This window comes from Vibrio sp. 10N.247.311.12, from assembly GCF_041467515.1.
GTDB classification, from domain to species: domain Bacteria; phylum Pseudomonadota; class Gammaproteobacteria; order Enterobacterales; family Vibrionaceae; genus Vibrio; species Vibrio crassostreae_C.
In genome coordinates, this window is record NZ_JBFSUV010000010.1 from 1 (window position 1) to 19,612 (window position 19,612).

The 19,612-nt window shown below is 39.2% G+C and carries 18 protein-coding genes; 9 read left to right on the top strand and 9 right to left on the bottom strand.

Going from position 1 to position 19,612, the window contains the following annotated elements:
* Window positions 1–190 precede the first annotated feature (190 nt).
* Window positions 191–1,033, top strand: coding sequence for a polysaccharide pyruvyl transferase family protein (locus tag AB6E30_RS06340; RefSeq protein ID WP_372102974.1), 843 nt, complete (start codon window positions 191–193; stop codon window positions 1,031–1,033).
* Window positions 1,034–1,079: 46 nt separating this feature from the next.
* On the opposite strand, the gene AB6E30_RS06345 is transcribed toward AB6E30_RS06340, so the two are convergent.
* The 4 genes from AB6E30_RS06345 to rfaD form a co-directional block, all read right to left on the bottom strand.
* Window positions 1,080–2,159: a glycosyltransferase family 4 protein gene (locus tag AB6E30_RS06345; protein WP_371725386.1), complete on the bottom strand. Its 1,080-nt coding sequence runs from the start codon at window positions 2,157–2,159 to the stop codon at window positions 1,080–1,082.
* Window positions 2,160–2,163: 4 nt separating this feature from the next.
* The gene (locus AB6E30_RS06350) at window positions 2,164–2,910 is read right to left on the bottom strand and encodes a glycosyltransferase family 25 protein (protein ID WP_017063100.1); all 747 of its coding nucleotides are present in this window, start codon (window positions 2,908–2,910) and stop codon (window positions 2,164–2,166) included.
* Between the two features lie 113 nt (window positions 2,911–3,023).
* Window positions 3,024–3,980, bottom strand: coding sequence for a lauroyl-Kdo(2)-lipid IV(A) myristoyltransferase (lpxM, locus tag AB6E30_RS06355; protein WP_372102976.1), 957 nt, complete (start codon window positions 3,978–3,980; stop codon window positions 3,024–3,026).
* A 134-nt stretch (window positions 3,981–4,114) separates the two neighbouring features.
* Window positions 4,115–5,056, bottom strand: coding sequence for an ADP-glyceromanno-heptose 6-epimerase (gene rfaD, locus AB6E30_RS06360; RefSeq protein WP_136977356.1), 942 nt, complete (start codon window positions 5,054–5,056; stop codon window positions 4,115–4,117).
* Window positions 5,057–5,208: 152 nt separating this feature from the next.
* On the opposite strand from rfaD, the gene AB6E30_RS06365 reads away from it, so the two are divergent.
* Together AB6E30_RS06365 and AB6E30_RS06370 are read left to right on the top strand one after the other, a co-directional pair.
* The gene (locus AB6E30_RS06365) at window positions 5,209–6,372 is read left to right on the top strand and encodes a nucleotide sugar dehydrogenase (RefSeq protein ID WP_136977354.1); all 1,164 of its coding nucleotides are present in this window, start codon (window positions 5,209–5,211) and stop codon (window positions 6,370–6,372) included.
* Window positions 6,373–6,480: 108 nt separating this feature from the next.
* The gene (locus tag AB6E30_RS06370; RefSeq protein WP_017063104.1) at window positions 6,481–7,119 is read left to right on the top strand and encodes a TetR/AcrR family transcriptional regulator; all 639 of its coding nucleotides are present in this window, start codon (window positions 6,481–6,483) and stop codon (window positions 7,117–7,119) included.
* 62 nt (window positions 7,120–7,181) lie between these two features.
* Here the strand turns inward: AB6E30_RS06370 and AB6E30_RS06375 are convergent, their stop codons facing one another.
* From AB6E30_RS06375 to AB6E30_RS06395, 5 genes are all read right to left on the bottom strand, one after another.
* A complete protein-coding gene (locus AB6E30_RS06375; RefSeq protein WP_017066282.1) occupies window positions 7,182–8,333 on the bottom strand; it encodes a murein hydrolase activator EnvC in 1,152 nt (383 codons plus the stop codon).
* 90 nt (window positions 8,334–8,423) lie between these two features.
* Window positions 8,424–9,245 (bottom strand): serine O-acetyltransferase, encoded by an 822-nt coding sequence (gene cysE, locus AB6E30_RS06380; RefSeq protein WP_009847961.1) that lies wholly within the window; start codon window positions 9,243–9,245, stop codon window positions 8,424–8,426.
* A 47-nt stretch (window positions 9,246–9,292) separates the two neighbouring features.
* Window positions 9,293–10,357 carry an NAD(P)H-dependent glycerol-3-phosphate dehydrogenase gene (gene gpsA / locus AB6E30_RS06385; RefSeq protein WP_372102978.1) on the bottom strand — a complete coding sequence of 355 codons (1,065 nt, stop codon included), beginning with the start codon at window positions 10,355–10,357 and terminating at the stop codon, window positions 9,293–9,295.
* Between the two features lie 177 nt (window positions 10,358–10,534).
* The gene (secB, locus tag AB6E30_RS06390; protein ID WP_009847959.1) at window positions 10,535–11,002 is read right to left on the bottom strand and encodes a protein-export chaperone SecB; all 468 of its coding nucleotides are present in this window, start codon (window positions 11,000–11,002) and stop codon (window positions 10,535–10,537) included.
* 122 nt (window positions 11,003–11,124) lie between these two features.
* On the bottom strand, window positions 11,125–11,559 hold the full coding sequence (locus AB6E30_RS06395; protein WP_017063108.1) for a rhodanese-like domain-containing protein: 435 nt from the start codon (window positions 11,557–11,559) through the stop codon (window positions 11,125–11,127).
* A 503-nt stretch (window positions 11,560–12,062) separates the two neighbouring features.
* Here AB6E30_RS06395 and tviB point away from each other — a divergent pair.
* The 6 genes from tviB to AB6E30_RS06425 all read left to right on the top strand — a co-directional run bounded on the left by tviB (window position 12,063) and on the right by AB6E30_RS06425 (window position 19,610).
* Complete coding sequence (gene tviB / locus AB6E30_RS06400) at window positions 12,063–13,343, top strand: Vi polysaccharide biosynthesis UDP-N-acetylglucosamine C-6 dehydrogenase TviB (RefSeq protein WP_017063109.1); 1,281 nt, start codon at window positions 12,063–12,065, stop codon at window positions 13,341–13,343.
* 106 nt (window positions 13,344–13,449) lie between these two features.
* Entirely contained in the window at window positions 13,450–14,490 is a 1,041-nt protein-coding gene (locus AB6E30_RS06405) for an NAD-dependent epimerase/dehydratase family protein (protein ID WP_017063110.1), read from the top strand.
* Window positions 14,491–14,927: 437 nt separating this feature from the next.
* Window positions 14,928–16,211: an O-antigen polymerase gene (locus tag AB6E30_RS06410; RefSeq protein ID WP_017063111.1), complete on the top strand. Its 1,284-nt coding sequence runs from the start codon at window positions 14,928–14,930 to the stop codon at window positions 16,209–16,211.
* The gene (locus AB6E30_RS06415; protein WP_017063112.1) at window positions 16,186–17,391 is read left to right on the top strand and encodes a hypothetical protein; all 1,206 of its coding nucleotides are present in this window, start codon (window positions 16,186–16,188) and stop codon (window positions 17,389–17,391) included. Before AB6E30_RS06410 ends, AB6E30_RS06415 begins: the two co-directional genes overlap by 26 nt.
* Window positions 17,366–18,454 (top strand): glycosyltransferase family 4 protein, encoded by a 1,089-nt coding sequence (locus AB6E30_RS06420; protein ID WP_017063113.1) that lies wholly within the window; start codon window positions 17,366–17,368, stop codon window positions 18,452–18,454. Before AB6E30_RS06415 ends, AB6E30_RS06420 begins: the two co-directional genes overlap by 26 nt.
* Window positions 18,447–19,610, top strand: coding sequence for a glycosyltransferase family 4 protein (locus AB6E30_RS06425; protein WP_017063114.1), 1,164 nt, complete (start codon window positions 18,447–18,449; stop codon window positions 19,608–19,610). Before AB6E30_RS06420 ends, AB6E30_RS06425 begins: the two co-directional genes overlap by 8 nt.
* Window positions 19,611–19,612 lie beyond the last annotated feature (2 nt).

The following is a 19,612-nucleotide window of genomic DNA, read 5'->3' on the forward strand; positions in this document are numbered from 1 at the left end:
GATTCGGCATGAAAACGGTAGTTTGTGTATGATTTTTGTTTGGCGACTAAACCATATCACTTACTACCGTTTTTGTTTTTAGTTCCCGCTAATCCGCGATGAACCTTTTAAATTAGAGTACTGCCTGTCAGATACTTACAATGTAGGGGATGATCTTAACCCTTGGCTATGGCCACAACTGTTTGGTGACTTGATTGTAGAAGATAGCTCTCGTTATTTTTTAGGCATAGGGACGATTTTGACGGAGAAGCGATTAAATAAAACTCTTTCAGGTGCGGACGAAGTTATTATTTTCTCATCAGGTGCATGGGAGTGGAACGTCCCCAAGTTATCTGACAAGTGTACTGTTTATGGTGTAAGAGGGCCTAGGACGGCAAAAAAATTAGGGTTAAAACCCGAACTGGTGGTTGGAGATGGTGCTTATCTCCTTCGTGAAGTTGACTTCCCTAAAGCGGAAATACAAAAAGGGAAGATTGGATTTATACCTCATCATCGTAGTGAAGATTTTATCGATTGGGATAAAGTTTGCCAGAAGATAGGTTTAACATACATTACAGCAAAACAACCGGTCGAGACTTTTTTGTTGGCTCTTCAAGAGTGTGAGTCCGTTGTGACTGAGGCCATGCACGGTGCAATTATTGCGGACGCACTTCGCATCCCTTGGAAAGGAGTTCGTTTCTCTCCTGCATTTGACGATGAAAAGTGGTATGACTTTGCTGAATCTATGGGTGTAGAGCTAACCTTACACGACTTACCTTTTATGAGTGTTAGTAAAATGCCCATTGGTAAATTGTTAGAAAATACGTGTAAGAGAAATGTAGCTAAATTATTTAAATCTTCATCGAGAAAGTGGCTGTCACTCGTGACTGTTTACAAACTGGCCTCTAATGGCGATATGAAAAATTTACAATTGAAGCTTAAAGTTTTAGCCAATGACAAGAGCAATTACCAGTTGAGCTCTTTGGAGCAACTCAATGCGATAGTCGAGATTCAAAAGGAAGTGATAAATAAAATTATCAAAGATCAAAACTAAATCGTTAGGGCAGGCTAAATCATTTTCCTGCCCTGTTAGTATCAAATTATTTCTTAGTTAGTTTTTCAAAAAAGTTAATATGCTGTTTTACTGTTTCTGATGACGAAAAGTAGCGTTGAAGTCTGATTTTTGCTTTACGTCCCATCTCCGCGCAATGTTCTTTATTCTTCGCCATATTGTTTATAGATTCACCTAATAACTGAGCGTTTTTTACGGGAACAATGTGGCCAGTTTCGTTTTCTTCAATAAGTTCTGGGGAGCCTCCAGTTGTTGTCACTATTGACGGTGTCCCATTTGCCATAGCTTCAACAATCGTTCTTGGGAGCCCCTCTCCACTGATTGATGGTTGAATTTGAAAATCAGCCATAGCCATAATGGATGGAACATCTTTTCTGTGACCAATGAAGTGTATTCTCTCTGACATAGGGCTATCTTTCGCCATATCAAAATAAGGTTCGTAACCACTGCCAATTAAAAGAAGATGAAAGTTTGGGTTATCAACAAAGTGTGTAGCTCTGATTAGAACATCAATTCCCTTGCTGGGCCTAACATGAGCAGCACACACAGCAATGACATTATTGGAGTCTAAGCCAAACTCTTCTGGCTTATTTTCCTGAACAGTATACCAGTCTAGTTCGTGACCTTTGTAGATGGTAACTACATTATCTTTATTGCACCAAACTCTCTTTTTAACGTCATTGGCGACAGCTTTTGATACGCATACAACACCACTGACTTTTGGGTGCAGGTGAGTGAGGTAGGCTGAAGGATCATGGCGATACAGGCCACCTGTAGTCCCGCGATATGTGATTAATTTTGTTTTCTTACCAATACAAGCAAACGCAGCGTTTGGTATCGTCTTAGAATTAAATGCATAAAAAATGTCATAGGCTTTGCTGTTCAGTTCAGCCCTATAAGCTTTGATAGTCTTTAAACAAATCTTTTTATTTGGGTAGGCATCAACAACTCTTACGCCATTTTCTTGAAACCGTTGAGCGTATTCTGCATCGCCTTGGGTAAGAACTGTGACCTCATGACCTTGCTTTACCATTTCTATAAACATTTCGGCTTCAGGACGTACACTATTTCGAGCATGATAGTAGGAACTAGCAATAAGAATTTTCATTGGATTACCGCTTCGAGTATTTGAATTTTATATTATGTAAATTACGTTGAATTGTTTCGTTTAAATTGAACCACTCACGCTTACATTTCTTGAATAAGCTTCTAGTGCTAGTGCGTTTTTCATACCCGATATCAGAATCAAACTTAGGGTCGTTTGTTAAACAAGGAACAGCAGTTCCATAGCATTCAACATCGTTTTGCCAGAATCGGTCCATATAAATATCTACGGCCATATACCACTCTTTTGAATGTTCAAGGAATTTATTCGCCCCTGAAGGCCTCAAGAAATAGGCTGTTGCACTCATATGCCCTTTAGTGAACTTATGAATACTAGTGGAATTAGCTTCGAACACTTCGTAAGAATCATATTTACGGCGTTTATTTTTGAATAATCTCACACACTCTACATTTTCTGGTATATCACTAATATCTCGAATGAAGTTGAGGAATTCTTCTTTATATAGAAGAGCATCATCTTCAATTACGATTATTGACTGATTGAGTTCAACACACTTTTCCCATAATAAAAAGTGGCTTGCATAGCATCCTAGCTGTCCTGCACTCAATGTCTTTGCTCTGTATGTTTGGCTTAAATCATCGTTATAAAGTTTCAGTAGCGGATGAGGAGGAGACATTCGGCCATCTATCGCAGAAAAAAACTCAAAAGGAAGAGATAGTTCATCTAGTTGACGACTAATGTTCTCTTTTCTCTCTGTCGAAGATTCTAAGTTTATGACAAAAATTTTAGTCATGGTAATTCTCTTACATCTTAAGCGATCGGGTAATAATAACAATGATAGGATCTTTGTGGAGCGTGAATGCTCTAGTTGTATGATTTCTCATCTATAATATCTCAGGTTTATGTTTATCTGTGATACGGGTTGTCATTACTTTCCGGACGAGTCTTAAGCAGTCTTAAGATCCACATATATTGCTCAGGCTTTTTGCTTACGTAGTCTTCAATACATTGATTCATCATACGCGCGTCCTCTTCTTCGCCTCCTGTTGGGAAGGGTAGAGCAGGGTAGAAGTCCAGGGCGTATTGGCCTGTACTGCTATCGTATTGAGCAAACAAGGGCACAATTTTAGCTTTACTGAGTTTTGATAGGCGACCAAGGCCTGAGATAGTTGCTTTTTGAGTCGCGAAAAAGTCAACGAAGACACTGTGCTCACGGCCAAGATCTTCATCAGGGAGGTAGTAACCCAGGTACCCATCACGTACCGACTTGATGAAAGGTTTGATACCACCGCTGCGATCATAAACACGACCGCCGTATTGCACGCGCTGTCGGTGCATTAGCCAGTCACTGAGTTTGTTTTTTTGTGCTTTCGCCATCGCAGATACAGGTAAATTGCGTGAAGCTAATAATACCGCTGGGATATCGATAGCCCATGTGTGTGGCACCAGCAAGATCACATTCTCGCCACTGTCTGTAATATCGGTTAGGTTGCTCAGGCCGTTTATCGCAGTGTTATTCTCTAGCCAAGTTTTACTCTTGAGTGTCAGTGAAGCAAATCCCATCAAAAATGAGATGGAAGTAACGTATGACTGATAGAGAGTTTCTTCGCGCTCTTCGATAGATTGCTCAGGGAAACACATCTCAAGATTCACTCGAGCCCGGCGGTTAGCCTTATTCTTAATTTTTACAGCTTGCTTAGCCATAAACTTAGCTAATGCTAAACGAATGCTATTAGGTAAGAAGCAGACTAAAGACGATAACAAAACAGCAATCCAAGTTCCCCAGTATTTAGGTGCTAGAAAACCCCATTCAAACTCAGGATTGTAAGCTTTTGGATCAAAATCATTGCGTTGTGTGGTCATTCATTCACTACATTATTTAAATCAGAGAGTTAACTTAATATCTGTCACTCTGGGAATGATTATATTCGTTAGACATTCCCAATAATACACGCTAAAAGTAGGGTGTATTATTGGTCCTAATCTGAAATATACCGTTAAGCGTTTACGATCTTCATGTACTCAGCAACGCCATCGGCTACTGCTTTAAACTCGATATCGCAACCTGTACCGCGAAGCTTCGTTAGGTCTGCTTGAGTGAATTCTTGGTAAGCACCTTTTAAATGCTCAGGGAAAGGAATCGTTTCGATTTCGCCTTTACCATGGTGCTTGATAACTGCCTTGGCGACTTCTTCAAACGACTCAGCATTGCCGGTGCCTAGGTTAAAGATGCCAGAAACACCATTTTCTAAGAACCACAGGTTTACTGCTGCAACATCACCGACATACACAAAATCACGCTTAAAGGTTTCGCTACCTGCGAACAATTTCGGGTTTTCACCGGAATTCATTTGGTTGTTTAGGTGGAAAGCGACAGAGGCCATGCTGCCTTTGTGTTGCTCGCGTGGACCATAAACATTGAAGTAACGAAACCCTACGATTTGCGAAAGCTTTTCGTTGTGTGCTGCTGCATCCGCGGTTAAGCGGCGAACGTAGTTATCAAATTGTTGTTTTGAATAGCCGTAGACATTCAATGCACCTTCGTACTCTCGTTCTTCAATGAAAGTGTCGGTTTCACCGTAAGTTGCAGCTGAAGAGGCATACAAGAAAGGAATTTCACGTTCAACACAGTAATGAAGTAGCTCTTTTGAGTATTCATAGTTGTTGAGCATCATGTATTTGCCATCCCACTCAGTGGTAGCAGAGCATGCTCCTTCATGGAAAACAGCTTCAATATGACCAAAATCATCACCGGCCATGACTTGAGTTAGGAAGTCATCACGATCCATGTAATCCGTGATGTCTAGGTCTACAAGGTTCTTAAATTTCTTACCATCTTTTAAGTTGTCGACGACTAGAATATCGTTGTGGCCCGCTTCATTAAGCGCCTTAACAATATTGCTGCCAATCATGCCAGCACCACCCGTTACGATAATCATAATTTTCTAACTCTTTTGAATACAAAACTGTCACGAGTATAGCAAGGAATGGATAAAGCGGGCTAGTGGAATAATTCCCCAACCAGAGTATGATACGGCAAGCTAAGTTATAAATTATGTTGAGTTAATTACTCAAAACTATAGGTATTATCATGAAGATTGCAGTAGCCGGTACTGGGTATGTGGGTCTATCAAACGCAATGCTGTTAGCACAACATCATGAAGTAGTCGCGGTAGATATCATCGATGAAAAAGTGACAATGCTGAATAATAAGCAGTCACCGATTGTAGATAATGAGATTGAGCACTTTCTATCAAATAAGACGCTGAACTTCATGGCAACAACGGATAAAGCCGCTTACAAAAATGCTGAATTTGTCATCATTGCTACACCTACCGATTATGACCCTAAAAACAATTATTTTGATACCAGCTCTGTAGAATCTGTCATCAAAGACGTCATGGAGATCAATCCTGATGCGGTGATGGTTATTAAATCAACGGTGCCGGTTGGCTATACCGAGCGTATTAAGCAAGAGCTGAACTGCGAAAACGTCATGTTCTCACCGGAGTTTTTGCGTGAAGGCAAGGCCCTGTACGATAATCTACACCCATCACGTATTATCGTTGGTGAATGTTCTGAACGCGCTAAAGTGTTTGCGAATCTGCTGGTTGAAGGCGCAGAAAAAGAAAGCATCGATGTTTTGTTTACTAACTCAACAGAAGCAGAAGCAGTAAAACTGTTCTCAAATACCTACCTAGCGATGCGAGTTTCTTATTTCAATGAGCTTGATTCTTACGCGGAAGCGCATGGCTTGGATTCTCGTCAGATCATCGAAGGTGTTGGCTTAGACCCTCGAATTGGCAGTCACTACAACAACCCTTCGTTTGGCTACGGTGGCTACTGCTTACCCAAAGATACCAAACAGCTATTAGCGAACTACCAAGATGTACCAAACAACATTGTCGGTGCCATTGTCGATGCTAACCGTACTCGTAAGGACTTCATTGCGGATTCAATTATTAAGCGCTCGCCTAAAATTGTCGGTATTTATCGTTTGATCATGAAGGCGGGCTCTGACAATTTCCGTGCTTCTTCCATCCAAGGGATCATGAAGCGTTTAAAAGCCAAAGGCATCGAAGTCGTCGTGTTTGAACCGGTATTGAAAGAAGAGCACTTCTTTAACTCGAAAGTCTATTCTGATCTTGCTGAGTTCAAAGCGGTGTCCGATGTGATTGTTTCTAATCGAATGGTAGAAGAGATCGCAGACGTTGCAGATAAGGTTTACACGCGAGACCTCTTTGGCAGTGATTGATCTGGTTTTATTTTAGCTAATGCTAATTAGACCAGATGTTAACAGCTCGATCTATCCGTTTAGTGGCGATATACTGAACCTCTAAACGGATAGGGATACTAATAACTAATGAAAACACGTGACAAGATTGTTTACGCTGCTCTAGAGCTTTTTAATGAGCACGGTGAGCGTAGTATTACGACCAATCATATTGCTGAGCATATCGAGATTAGCCCTGGTAACCTCTACTACCATTTCCGCAACAAGCAAGAAATTGTCCGTGACATCTTTACTCTCTATTCGACAGAGTTACTTGAAAGGTTCACACCGATTCAAGGCCAACAAGAAAGCCTGACGTTACTAAAGACTTACTTAGATTCTATCTTCACACTGATGTGGAAGTACCGATTCTTCTATGCGAATCTGCCTGAAATATTGTCACGTGATGAAAAACTCCACCTTGATTACATGGCCGTACAAGAAAAGCTGCAAACGAATCTTGTCGATATCATGCGAGCCTTCGTTGAGTTGAACCTGCTCAAAGCAACGGATACGGAAATGAAATCGATGGTCACTTCTCTTCACTTGATCGCATCGGGTTGGTTGGCGTATCAGTCTGCGATGTCTCCAAAAGCCCAAATTACCGAGCAAGTCGTTCATCAAGGAATGCTGCAGATGATAGCGACCGTTAAACCAATTGCGACCGCGCAAGGTTTTGAACAGCTGACATTATTAGAAGATGGTGTAAGGGCGTTGAACTCTAAATAGAAAGAGACGAGTAAGCGGTATACGGGATTCGAAGAAAGATACTCGCATCCCGTATCTGCTCTTTATCGAACCAACCAGCTCTTTGGATTCTGAGCTTGGCTGTTTCTACGAATTTCAAAGTACAATGATGGGCGTGTTTGGCCGCCAGTGTCACCTGCAAGCGCGATGGCTTCACCCGCTTTAACCTTGTCACCTTCTTTCTTCAGTAGTGCTTGGTTAAAGCCATAGAGCGTCATATCACCTTTACCATGATCGAGAAGAACCACTAAACCATAGCCTCGCAGATACTCTGCAAATACCACCGTGCCAGAGTAAACCGATTTTACCTGCTGACCGTACTTGGCGTTTATCACCATGCCTTTCCAGTTAATTTGACCCGTTTGGCGTGAGCCGTAGTTATGCAGAACTTTGTCTTTGATTGGCCAAGGCAGTTTACCTTTGCGTTTGGCTAACCCATCCATCGGGACTGCATTACGTCGTTCTCGAGCCGCTTTTTCTGCTTTCGCTATTTCAGCTTTGAGGCGTGTTTCATTTCGCTGAAGCTCTGCTAGGTAATTCTTGTCACCCGAGATGTTTTTCTTGATGCTGCCAACCGTTTTCTTACGCTGCGTTTGAGTTTTGGCTAACGTATCGCGCTTGGTGGTTTGCTGTTTTAGCAGTGTTGCTATCTGTTCTTGCTCAAGTTGACGCTGTTTGTGGCTTTCTTCTAATTCAAGTTGCGTCTGTTCAATCGTTTTAATGGTTGCGGAGCGAGCTTTGGCAAGGTGCTGGTAATAATGACTGATGCGATCTTCTTCTACACCGGTGTTGAGAATGTGAGAAGAAGCCTTAGCTCGACTCGTCATGTAGTAAGTCTGAATGAGCTGCTCTAACTTGTCTGTCTGGACTTTTTTCTGTGCAGTGAGCGCTTTAATCTTTGTGTCTAAATTAGCAATATTAGCATTAGCAGTATTGAGCTGCTTTTTACTGTCTAGAATCGCTTTTTCAAGTGAAGCGATGGACAGCTCCTGCTTCTTGAGGTTTGCCTGTAGGCTATCGAGTTTCTTTTGCTGGGAAGAGAGCGCTTTCTGTTGACGAGAGATTTCGCTTGATACGCCTTTCAGTTCACCTTGAGATGCAGCAAATGATGATGAAGACAAAAGAGCAACACCAAGGCTGGCAGATATCAAAAGAACAGTGCTCATTGATTGAACGGGTTTCATCATTATCGTCATTTTGCTCTTATTAATAATCAGCATCTGCTGCGAGTCTTTTCGCATCTCGGCTATCGGCTATCGGCTATTCGTCGGATCCCGAATCTGCTCTTAAATCCCATCACCATGGATGAAGTTCTGAGAGCGACCGTTAAACCCCTGATCCATGTCTAAAGATGGCTTATCAGTTTTCGGCTTTCCAACAATTTTTGCAGGAACACCAGCGACAGTCGTATGAGGCGGAACGGCTTGAAGAACCACTGAGCAAGAACCAATTTTCGCGCCTTCACCCACTTCAATATTGCCAAGTATTTTAGCGCCGGCACCGATCATTACACCTTCTCGGATTTTAGGGTGACGATCGCCACCTTCTTTACCCGTACCACCTAAAGTCACGTCTTGAAGGATAGATACATCATTTTCAACTACGGCTGTTTCGCCAATCACGATACCGGTGGCGTGGTCGAGCATGATCGCTTTACCGATACGAGCGGCTGGGTGAATATCCACTTGGCAAGCAACCGAAATTTGGTTCTGTAGGTAAGTAGCAAGTGCAATACGCCCTTGCTTCCATAGCCAGTTAGCCACTCGGTAACCTTGCAAAGCGTGGTAGCCTTTCAGATAAAGCAGAGGCATCGAGTACATCTCGACCGCAGGATCTCGATTTACCGTCGCACAGATATCACAAGCAGCCGCATCAATAATCGATTGATCTTGCTTGAATGCTTGTTCAACCACCTCACGCACCGCCATTGCGGGCATTGAAGCCGTCTTTAGCTTATTGGCTAGGATATAACTTAATGCAGCGCCTAAGCTTTCGTGGTTGATAATGGTGGCATGGTAAAAACTCGCAAGCATAGGTTCTTGCTCTGACTGCTGTCGAGCTTCCTTCACAATGCATTGCCAAACCTTTTGCTGTTCACAGTGTTTCATTTTTCCATCCATTTTATCTATTTCATTCCACGACTTAATAAGCGATGTTATCGCTCTGACTTCTTGTCTCGAGCAAGCAGATCTTGTGCCGCTAAGTGGGCATCTTTCCCTTGATACAGCACTTGATAGATTTGTTCAACAATTGGCATCTCAACGCCCATACGTTCGGATAGTAACCAAACTTCTTTAGTGTTGCGATAGCCTTCGACCACTTGGCCGATCTCTTCTTGTGCAGTATCGACGTCTTTACCTGAACCTAAAGCCAATCCAAAACGACGGTTACGTGATTGGTTATCAGTACAGGTTAGTACTAGATCGCCCAGCCCTGCCATACCCATAAAGGTTTCGGGTTGTGCACCCAGTGCAGCGCCTAAGCGACTCATTTCAGCTAAACCACGCGTGATCAGTGCAGTACGAGCATTGGCACCAAAACCAATGCCATCCGACATGCCTGCGCCAATTGCGATAACATTTTTCACCGCGCCGCCAAGTTGCATGCCGATGAAATCTGAGTTTGCGTATACGCGGAATGTTTTACCGCAGTGGATCTTCTCTTGCAGCTCTTCTAAGAATACTTCATCTGGTGAAGCGACAGAGATAGCCGTTGGCATGCCCATCGCTAACTCTTTGGCAAAAGTAGGCCCTGATAGAACCGCTAGCGAGTACCCATCACCCAGCACATCGTGCGCGACATCTTTAAGTAAGCGGCCTGTTTCTGGCTCTAGGCCTTTGGTCGCCCAACAGATGCGAGAATCCCTACCTAAGTAAGGTTTCAGGCTGTTTAGAACAATACCAAACACGTGGCTAGGCACAACAACGAGAAGGTCACGACTTGCTGTTACTGCTTTCTCAAGATCGGATTCGATGATTAGGCTTTCTGGAAAGTCGATATTTGGCAGGAACTCATTATTAGCACGCTCAGATTCAAGGCGAGCCATATGAGCAGGGTCATGCCCCCAAAGAACAACGTTTGCACCGTTACGCGCTAGAGAGATAGCTAAAGAGGTTCCGTAAGAACCTGCACCAATGACAGTCATGGCGATCTCTTTGCCGTAAGCGCTGTCTTTACCGTAAGCGTCTGCCGTATTAGTCGGGCGAGTTGTGTCTGTCATGCTTCCACCTAAAAATAATGAGGGAAATCGAAGAGTTTTGGAGAAACCCTTTACTAAGAAGAAAAAGCGCTCTACCAAAGTACAGTGTAAATAAAAAATGCACATCGCAGAAGTTGCGATGTGCATTTAAAAGCGAACTAGCGCTTGAATCGTTAGAGTTAAGTTCTACTTTGAGACTTAAGCCTGTTCGCCTTCAGCTTGCTGAGCTTGGTTCTGTAGGTAGTTCATGAACAAAGCATCGAAGTTTACAGGTGCTAGGTTCAGTTGTGGGAACGTACCTTTAACCACTAGGCTAGAAATCGTTTCACGAGCGTATGGGAACAGGATGTTCGGGCAGAATGCACCAAGGCAATGAGCCAGTTGACCAGCTTCCATTTCGCTTGCAGAGAAGATACCGCCTTGTTGAACTTCACAAAGGAATGCAGTGTCTTCTGCGTTCTTAACTGTAACAGTTAGACGTAGGATTACTTCGTAAACGCCTTCGCCAAGTTCACGGCTTTGAGTGTCTAGGTCCAGTTTTACATCTGGGTTCCACTCTTTTTGAAACATGTCTGGAGAGTTTGGCGCTTCGAAAGATACATCTTTTAGGAAGATGCGTTGGATTGCGAAGTTTTGTTGTGCGTCTTGTTGTGCTGCTTCAGCCATTTTCTTGTCCTTAAAAATTTAAATTAGGTTTTGTTCGTTATATCTGCCGAACAAAACCTTAAAGTTATATTCGTGTAATCGGGTCAGCTTACTGCTTGTCTTTAAAAGTTTTTCACCTTTAACTACTTCTTACCTTTAACCAAAGGTAAGTTAGCTTCGCTCCAAGCCACTAAGCCGCTTTTCAGTACGCTTACGTTTTCGAAACCTGCTTTAACCAGCAAGTTCGCGCTTTCTTGAGCGGTTTGACCTGTCTTGCATACTACGATGATTGGGTCTGCTTTGTGGCTTTCAAGGCTACCAAAGCTATTTGCTTTGATATCTGACGGCAAAATGTGAACTGCGTCCGTAATATGGCCCTTTTTGAACTCATCTTTAGTACGAATATCAACCACAACGCCGTTTTCACGGTTGATCAGTTGTGTAGTTTGCGCTGCCGTGATCTCTTTGTAGGCTGCGTTTGATGTTTTGATAACGTTCGCAATGATGGCAACAACTAAGCCGATCCATACGATGGCTAAAATCATATTCTCTTGAACAAATGGAACTAACTCTTGCATATCTTGAACTCTTATTCGTTATTGGGCGAAAAACTATAGATCAGGAGTATAGCGATAAAGGATGGGAGAATACAGAGGGAGCATGTTGTTGGGCAAATACTATTGAGGTGAACCTGCTAATGTTAGTCGTTGATATTCTGGGTGTCTGCTTGTGTCTCGTTATGCTGTTTTTTTGTTTCGAATCTCGTATTTTTTAAGATACAAAATTTTGCGGTATATAAAATGTTCTTTTAGGTCATCTGCAATGGCGACGTTTAGTAAGGGATATCAATATAAACGTAGAGTATGCACATGCTATTTGCTACAATCCTGCCTATTTAAAATGACTGTGCTTACCTCGGTAAGCCTTTATCTACTGACCGCCTTTGGGAGCTAAACCTAAGGGCGGTAGCGTTCCCAAATGTAAGTCTATGCAACAAGGTGTTAACAAGTGAGTTCGCAGAGTTAGTAGGGAAGGAATGACTGAGGTGGATAAATTTTTTATATCTATCAGGTGAAATTATATGAACTTTTCGTTAGAGAAAGCGAACATTGGTATTATTGGATTAGGTTATGTTGGGCTACCTCTAGCCGTTGAATTCGGTAAAAAGCAAGCAACCATCGGTTTTGATATTAACCAAAGTCGTATTGATGAATTAGCTAAAGGTATTGATAGTACCTTAGAATGTGGGAGTGATGAGTTAGCAGAAGCTATTCATCTTACTTATACAGCTTCGCTTGAAGAGCTAAAAGAGTGTAACGTTTATATTGTTACCGTTCCTACCCCTATTGATGAGTATAAACAACCGGACTTGACACCGTTGATTAAAGCGTCGGAAGCACTAGGTTCTGTTATTTCTAAAGGTGATGTTATCATCTATGAGTCAACAGTTTACCCTGGCGCGACTGAAGAGGTATGTATTCCTGTTGTTGAGAATGTAGCGAGTTTAACATTTAATAAAGATTTTTTTGCTGGATACTCACCTGAGCGTATAAACCCTGGCGATAAAGAGCACCGTGTAACTAATATTTTGAAAGTGACTAGTGGTTCTACTGATGAAGTGGCTGAATTTGTAGACCAATTGTATAAAACGATAATAACCGCAGGTACACACAAAGCATCAAGCATTAAGGTAGCAGAAGCGGCAAAAGTCATTGAAAATACTCAGCGAGATGTGAATATTGCATTAATCAATGAGCTTTCAATTATATTTAATAAGTTGAATATTGATACTCTTGAAGTATTAGAAGCGGCAGGTACTAAATGGAACTTCTTACCATTTCGTCCTGGTCTTGTTGGCGGTCACTGTATTGGTGTGGACCCATACTACTTAACACATAAAGCTCAAACAGTAGGGTATCACCCGGAGATGATTCTAGCCGGTCGTCGTTTGAATGATGGTATGGGGGGGTATGTAGTTTCTACGTTGGTTAAAAGTATGCTTAAAAAGCGTATTCATGTTGAAGGCGCTAATGTACTTGTTATGGGCTTAACGTTTAAAGAAAACTGCCCAGATCTTAGGAATACTAAAGTGATCGATATTGTTTCTGAACTTAAAGAATACAACATTAACGTTGATGTTCTTGACCCTTGGTGTTCAAACGAGGAAGCACAGCACGAGTATGGTTTATCGGTCATCAAAGAAGCACAGTTGAATCATTATGATGGTATTGTTTTAGCGGTATCACATGATGAATTCAAGCAGTTAGGTGCAGAAAAAATTAGAGAGTTCGGTAAAGAAACACATGTCTTGTATGACTTAAAATATGTCTTAGAAAAAAGCGATGTAGACATGCGTCTCTAATGCTAATGCTCTCAAACCTAAAATAACGTGCTGCGAAAATTAGCACGTTATCTCAAAATAGTACTTTTATTTCCCCTTAATCATTAAGCTTAAACAAGTGGCCGATATGACTCAATATGATCAAATAAAAAAGCAATTAACGGAATCTCCCCAAAAGTGGTTAATTACAGGAGTAGCAGGTTTTATCGGTTCCAACCTACTCGAGACGCTCTTGAAATTAAATCAAAAAGTGGTTGGACTAGATAACTTTGCTACAGGGCATCAGCACAATTTGGATGAAGTGCGTTCGCTTGTAACTGAGGAGCAATGGAAGCGTTTTTCTTTTATTGAAGGTGATATTCGAAATTACGCCGATTGTGAGAAAGCTATTGGTCTAGGTGAAGTTGCGGTCGACTATGTCCTCCATCAAGCAGCTCTGGGCAGTGTGCCAAGGTCAATTGCAGATCCTGTCACAACCAATGCTGCAAACATTACTGGTTTCGTAAATATGTTGACGGCAGCAAAAGAAGCTCAAGTGAGTAGTTTTACCTACGCTGCGAGCAGCTCAACCTATGGTGACCATCCAGCGTTACCAAAAGTAGAAGAAAATATTGGCAGTCCACTATCGCCTTACGCTGTTACTAAATATGTAAATGAGCTTTATGCTGGAGTCTATGCACGTACTTACGGCTTTAAAACTATTGGCCTACGTTATTTCAATGTGTTTGGGCCTAGACAGGATCCCAATGGTGCTTATGCGGCTGTTATACCAAAGTGGACAGCATCAATGATTAAGAAAGAAGAAGTGTTTATTAATGGTGATGGTGAAACGAGTAGAGATTTTTGCTTTATTGATAATACAATACAGATGAACATTCTAGCTGCTTTAGCTCCTGATGAAGCTAAAGATGAAGTATACAATGTTGCTCTTGGCGATAGGACTAGTTTAAATGAGCTTTATAGCTCGATACAGAATTCACTAAATGAATTGAACTTCAATTTGTCTACATTACCATCCTATAGAGACTTCCGTGTGGGTGATGTTAGACACTCCCAAGCTAGTATACAAAAAGCTAAATTGAAATTAGGTTATGAGCCAACCCATAGAATAGACAAAGCCATTAAGCATGCCGTATCCTGGTATGTGAAGAAATATGATTCTAAATAGTGCGATGGATATTTTCTTTGAAGTATAAGCTACCAGTATAAAGAATAAGTGAATATTTTTCATAGAAAAGCTAATTGAAATTTTCACTTGAAGAGTTGTCGATATTTTCTAGAGTAGCAGGTGATATTTTAACCCATAATAAGGTTAGGTTATTTATTAATGGATATTATCTTGCTAGCAAGACTCTGTGTAACTCTTCACTTTCTCGAATAGAGTTTTTTAGCTGGAGTAGTTTGATGTTGGAGTCAATCAGAGTTATGAACCTCTATAATTTATATTAGTTTAAGATAGCTTGTCGGAATTCTGATTAAGTGGTTTATGTGATCTTTGATAGAGATATGTTCATTTCTATATTGAAATTAAATATTATAAAAGCTTAGCGACCATATAGTTTTTAATGATGTTACTCTGATTATTTAGGTTGAAATGATTATTTTATGTTTATAATATTTTTGTTCTTAATGATTTTTACGGTCATTGCTTTAAAAGCTAGGTTAGATAATGGGGGGCTTAGTCTTTATCTTGTTTTCAATATGACTTGGCTGTTTGCAATTTTTCTAGCTCAACTCGATCTATCTTCCTTTGGAGAGCTTAGTGTTGAGATTCGGCTATATTTGCTATGTTATTTGTTAGCTTTTAATTTATCGTATGTTATTTCTTACTTATCTTTTGAAGGTGACTCTAGTCTAGATTATCATGAGAACAATGATTTTGAAAATTTAAAAAATATAGCATCACTAACAAAGTTATCCTGGCTAATATGGTTTTCTCTTTTTTTAGTTTTTATAGTAACTATTGAAAAAGAAATTGGTCTTTTAAACTTTCTGTTTAGTGGTCAAGCAAGATCAAATATTAATAAAATTAATAACGATACGGGAGTTCTGATTTATTATTATATATTTGGTTCTTTAAGTTGTTGCCTTGCTGTCTATAAGTCATGTTTTACCAAATTGTATAAGGTCGAATACATTGGAATTGCTTTGGTATTGCTTAGCCTGCTTTTTACTGGGGCTAAAATTAACTTCATCACATGTATAATAATGATGTTCGGTGTGAAGTATCGACGGACAAACACTAATGATATAAGATTGATTTATTTTAGTATTATCGCAGTTGTATTATTTTACTTGTTCATTATCTTATTTTCTGTTTTTACCGGGAAAGCTATAGACAATGATGTGGGAAGTTTGAATAGTCTGAATGATCTATCTAGTTTGACTACAAATGTTCTTCTTTATCCCTACGACTATGCAATAGGCGCACTTTATGCTTTAGACGGAAAATTATTTACATACAACAATGTAATATTTGAACCTTATCTACCTACAATACTGAATAAGTTTTATTTAATTGTTAATAAGGTCTTAGGCTTTGAATATATTTCAGTTAATTCCTCTGTGCTAGATTTTATCGAGGTAGGAGGGGTTGTTACAAATGTCTATACTATGCATCTTGCTATTATAAATGAGTTATCTCTATGGGGTGCTTTTCTATCATCTATTGTTTTAGGTTTTGTATTGTCAGCTGTAGACTATTTTTCTAAAATAAAGAGAAACTTCACAATAACCTTTTTGTATGCATCATTTTTACCTGTTTGTGTTTTGTCATTAGTTGCTTATAAGTTTAATGACACTATCCTTTACTTATCTTTTTTGCTGTTAGTATGCGCATTATTTAAGAGGGTTGCTTTGCTCTATGTTAAACAAATCAATATGGAATAGCGTAGGAAGATTCTCTTTTCGAGCTGCTAACTCAGGCCTATACATAGGCTTGATGTTTATCTCTAGTATTGTGATGGATGAATATAATTACTCAAAGGTTGTTATTTTAATTCCTATTTGTGTAATATTTTTGACTCTAGTCGATATATTCCCACTAAAGTACATGTTATCGAAGCTATCTTCTAAAAGTGATAGCTTTACTGGGGGGGTAACCAAAATTTTATACTATAAAATTTTGGTGGCCATTCCTTTTTCTACGCTCATTTCAGCTATATTATATTTTTTCTTTGATATGGAAGTAAATATAATATTATCGATGCAATTTATTTGTTTGCTTTCTTCGATTAATGTTTCATATAGTTCATTTTACTTTGTTAATAAAGAGTATAGTTATATACTTTCTTTCCCTGTTTTTTTGTTTTCTATTTTTCCTATACTAATATTTTTTCCTTATTATAGTTGGGTTCTATATTTAGTTCTTGCATATAGGCTTATTGAATGCGTTGTTTATTATTCAAGTTGGCGAGTTAATGTCTCCCGTAAAGACAATGCTTCACATGGTTTTTCGTGTGATCTAAATATACTCGACGGTAAATATTTCTACATGCAAAATTGTCTATCAATATTGGGAGGAAGAGTTTACGCACTATTGATGCCAATACTACTCTTAGAGAAAGATATAGTGATAATAGGTAACTATATGTTGATGGTTTCTATTTTTATTTTTGTCACAACGTATATTTCAAGCAGTTACTATGTTGATAAGATAGCTAAATCATCAATCAATAATGCTGTATCATTCTTTCGTGTGATGAAAGAATATTTGTTTTATAGTTCTCGATTTGTTTATTTATCTGTTGTATTTGTTTGCATGCTTGCTTATTATTTGTATGATATGAAGCCAATATTCTTTATGTTCTTTTTTATATCAGCTACACTTTCAATGTTCACTTCAATTCAGTCTTTCTTGCTATTTAAGTTTAACCTTGTTTCCCATGTTTTTAAAATTAGCATTATATCATTATGTGTTAATTTCATTTTAATAATAACATTGGCCGGGATTTTTAATGAATACTCGATCTTAATTGCAAGTGTTATTATGGAACTTGTTTCTATCATGTATTGTTTCTATCATATTCGAGAGAAAATTAACAATGAAAAAGATATTTTATCTAACTAAGCATCAAAGTTTAGGTGCTAGCAGTAGATATCGCAGTCTACAATATTTTCCTTTTCTTATTGGGAAAGGATATAAGGTTGTTCACGCCCCCCTTTTTTGTGATGATTATTTGATTCTTAAATATTCAGGTAATAAGCTGTATTACTTTCTCGCAATATGGGCAATATTAAAAAGACTGGCGGTTTCTTTATATTTGTTATTGGACAATAAATCTATTTTAATAATTGAAAAAGAGGTGGTTCCGTACTTTCCTCCGATCTTTGAATGGATGTTCAAAGTGACTGGGCGTAATTATATTTTAGATTATGACGATGCTGTTTGGCATAATTATGATAAGTTTAAAGAGAGTTACTTCTTTTCTTTTCTGTATAACAAGCATCGTCGAATTATCCAATGGGCAAGCGGAGTTAATGCTGGAAGTGAATATATACTAAGATTTGCTAAGTCAGTGGGAGCTCGAAGAGTGGTAAAAATACCAACTGTGATTGACTACCAAAGGTATAATAAGGAAAAATGTAAACGCTCCAGAAGTGACAATAAAATTGTTATTGGTTGGATTGGTTCCCCAACTTCATCCCAATATCTGCTAAGTGTGGAGAGCGCGATTAGTCGCTTGCAGGAGAATTTAGACGTCGAAGTTCACTTGATTGGTGCAGATAAAGAGTTTTGTGAAAATTTGCGTTTTAGAAATAAAGTAATTCAATGGTCGGAAGAGCATGAAATATTGGAACTAAGTTATATTGATATAGGTATTATGCCTTTGAATGATTCTCGATTTGAAAAAGGTAAGTGTGCTTTTAAATTGATTCAATATATGGCAATGTCTAAACCCGTGGTTTGCAGTCCTGTGGGCGAGAATAGTGTTTTAGTTAAGAATGGTGAGTCGGGGTTATACGCTCACGATGATGATGAATGGTATGAAATGCTTTTTAAACTTATCAATGATGAAAAACTCAGATTGAAAATAGGACTTGAAGGTAATCGTGTGGTAAGGGAAGGGTATACCCTTGAGTCACAATGCGATAAATACTTAGATTTTATTGAAGGTGATTTTAATGGCTAAATGTCTATTAATCTGCAACTCTGATGGCGCTTTATACAAATTTCGTTATCCAATTATCAAGGCCTTAATTGAGCAAGGACATGAAGTGCATAGTATTTCTACTGCATCTAGTCCGGAAGGAAGCTTTATTGGTGACTTGAAACGTATGGGTGTTGTAACGCATACTGCAGACTTTTCTGGAAGGTCTATTGGGTTAGTATCAATTATAAAATTGTTTGTTTTTATATTAAATAAAATATTAGAAGTTAAACCAGATATTATTCATTGTTTTACACATAAAGCTAATGTTGTTGGTGGGCTTGCTAGTATACTCTCTAATAATAAAAATAGATTATACCTATCAGTAACGGGGATGGGACTCCTCTATTCCTATGATAAAGTTAGCTATTGGTTTGGCCGATTATTAGTTAATTGGATTTATCGTATTTTGGGTAGGAGATCTAATAATATATTCTTTCAGAACCATGATGATGCAAACTACTTTCTATCTAAGGGACTACTGAAGTCAGATAAGGTTTTAGTAACTAATGGTTCAGGATTTGATCCAAGCATGATTCCAAGCAATAAGGTTAAACCTATAAATAAGGTGGAATTTTTAAAGCAGCATGGATTTTTGGGACATGAGTTACTCGTTTTATATCCTAGCAGAGCATTGTTTGAAAAAGGTATCAACGAGTATATAGAGGCCATTGAGCGCATCAATCTGGTAAGAGATGATTTCGTTTTTCTACATATAGGTTCTCCATCATTAGATGAAGCATCAGGTATGACAAAAACAAAAATTTCCAACACGAAATTAAGAAATGCGATTTTTTTTGAACACAAACCTAATATCTTTCAATATATCCAATTGAGTGATGTAGTGGTACTCCCTTCTTATAGAGAAGGGACTCCCCGCGCGATAATCGAGGCTCTATATTACGACAAATATATCGTGACTACAGATGCTCCTGGTTGTAATGAAACTGTTGTTGACCGTTGGAATGGCGATCTTATTAAGCCTAAATCGTCTATTTCATTAGCCTCAGCTATTATTAATATAGACAGCGCTTTGATTGATAGAAATAAAGGGCGTTCGAAGCTTATTTTTGATAGAAAGTATCATTCTAAACATATTGTAAAGCAAACATTGGGTTGCTATTTTGACTGTGAGTAATT

Bases quoted from the DNA above. Each gene is read 5' to 3' on its own strand.
- cysE (WP_009847961.1), bottom strand. From the start codon at position 9,245: ATGAAACACTGTGAACAGCAAAAGGTTTGGCAATGCATTGTGAAGGAA.
- AB6E30_RS06395 (WP_017063108.1), bottom strand. From the start codon at position 11,559: ATGCAAGAGTTAGTTCCATTTGTTCAAGAGAATATGATTTTAGCCATC.
- AB6E30_RS06420 (WP_017063113.1), top strand. From the start codon at position 17,366: ATGAAAAAGATATTTTATCTAACTAAGCATCAAAGTTTAGGTGCTAGC.
- AB6E30_RS06350 (WP_017063100.1), bottom strand. From the start codon at position 2,910: ATGACTAAAATTTTTGTCATAAACTTAGAATCTTCGACAGAGAGAAAA.
- AB6E30_RS06410 (WP_017063111.1), top strand. From the start codon at position 14,928: ATGTTTATAATATTTTTGTTCTTAATGATTTTTACGGTCATTGCTTTA.
- rfaD (WP_136977356.1), bottom strand. From the start codon at position 5,056: ATGATTATCGTAACGGGTGGTGCTGGCATGATTGGCAGCAATATTGTT.
- AB6E30_RS06425 (WP_017063114.1), top strand. From the start codon at position 18,447: ATGGCTAAATGTCTATTAATCTGCAACTCTGATGGCGCTTTATACAAA.
- AB6E30_RS06405 (WP_017063110.1), top strand. From the start codon at position 13,450: ATGACTCAATATGATCAAATAAAAAAGCAATTAACGGAATCTCCCCAA.
- AB6E30_RS06345 (WP_371725386.1), bottom strand. From the start codon at position 2,159: ATGAAAATTCTTATTGCTAGTTCCTACTATCATGCTCGAAATAGTGTA.
- AB6E30_RS06415 (WP_017063112.1), top strand. From the start codon at position 16,186: ATGTTAAACAAATCAATATGGAATAGCGTAGGAAGATTCTCTTTTCGA.
- secB (WP_009847959.1), bottom strand. From the start codon at position 11,002: ATGGCTGAAGCAGCACAACAAGACGCACAACAAAACTTCGCAATCCAA.
- AB6E30_RS06370 (WP_017063104.1), top strand. From the start codon at position 6,481: ATGAAAACACGTGACAAGATTGTTTACGCTGCTCTAGAGCTTTTTAAT.
- AB6E30_RS06365 (WP_136977354.1), top strand. From the start codon at position 5,209: ATGAAGATTGCAGTAGCCGGTACTGGGTATGTGGGTCTATCAAACGCA.
- tviB (WP_017063109.1), top strand. From the start codon at position 12,063: ATGAACTTTTCGTTAGAGAAAGCGAACATTGGTATTATTGGATTAGGT.
- AB6E30_RS06375 (WP_017066282.1), bottom strand. From the start codon at position 8,333: ATGACGATAATGATGAAACCCGTTCAATCAATGAGCACTGTTCTTTTG.
- lpxM (WP_372102976.1), bottom strand. From the start codon at position 3,980: ATGACCACACAACGCAATGATTTTGATCCAAAAGCTTACAATCCTGAG.
- gpsA (WP_372102978.1), bottom strand. From the start codon at position 10,357: ATGACAGACACAACTCGCCCGACTAATACGGCAGACGCTTACGGTAAA.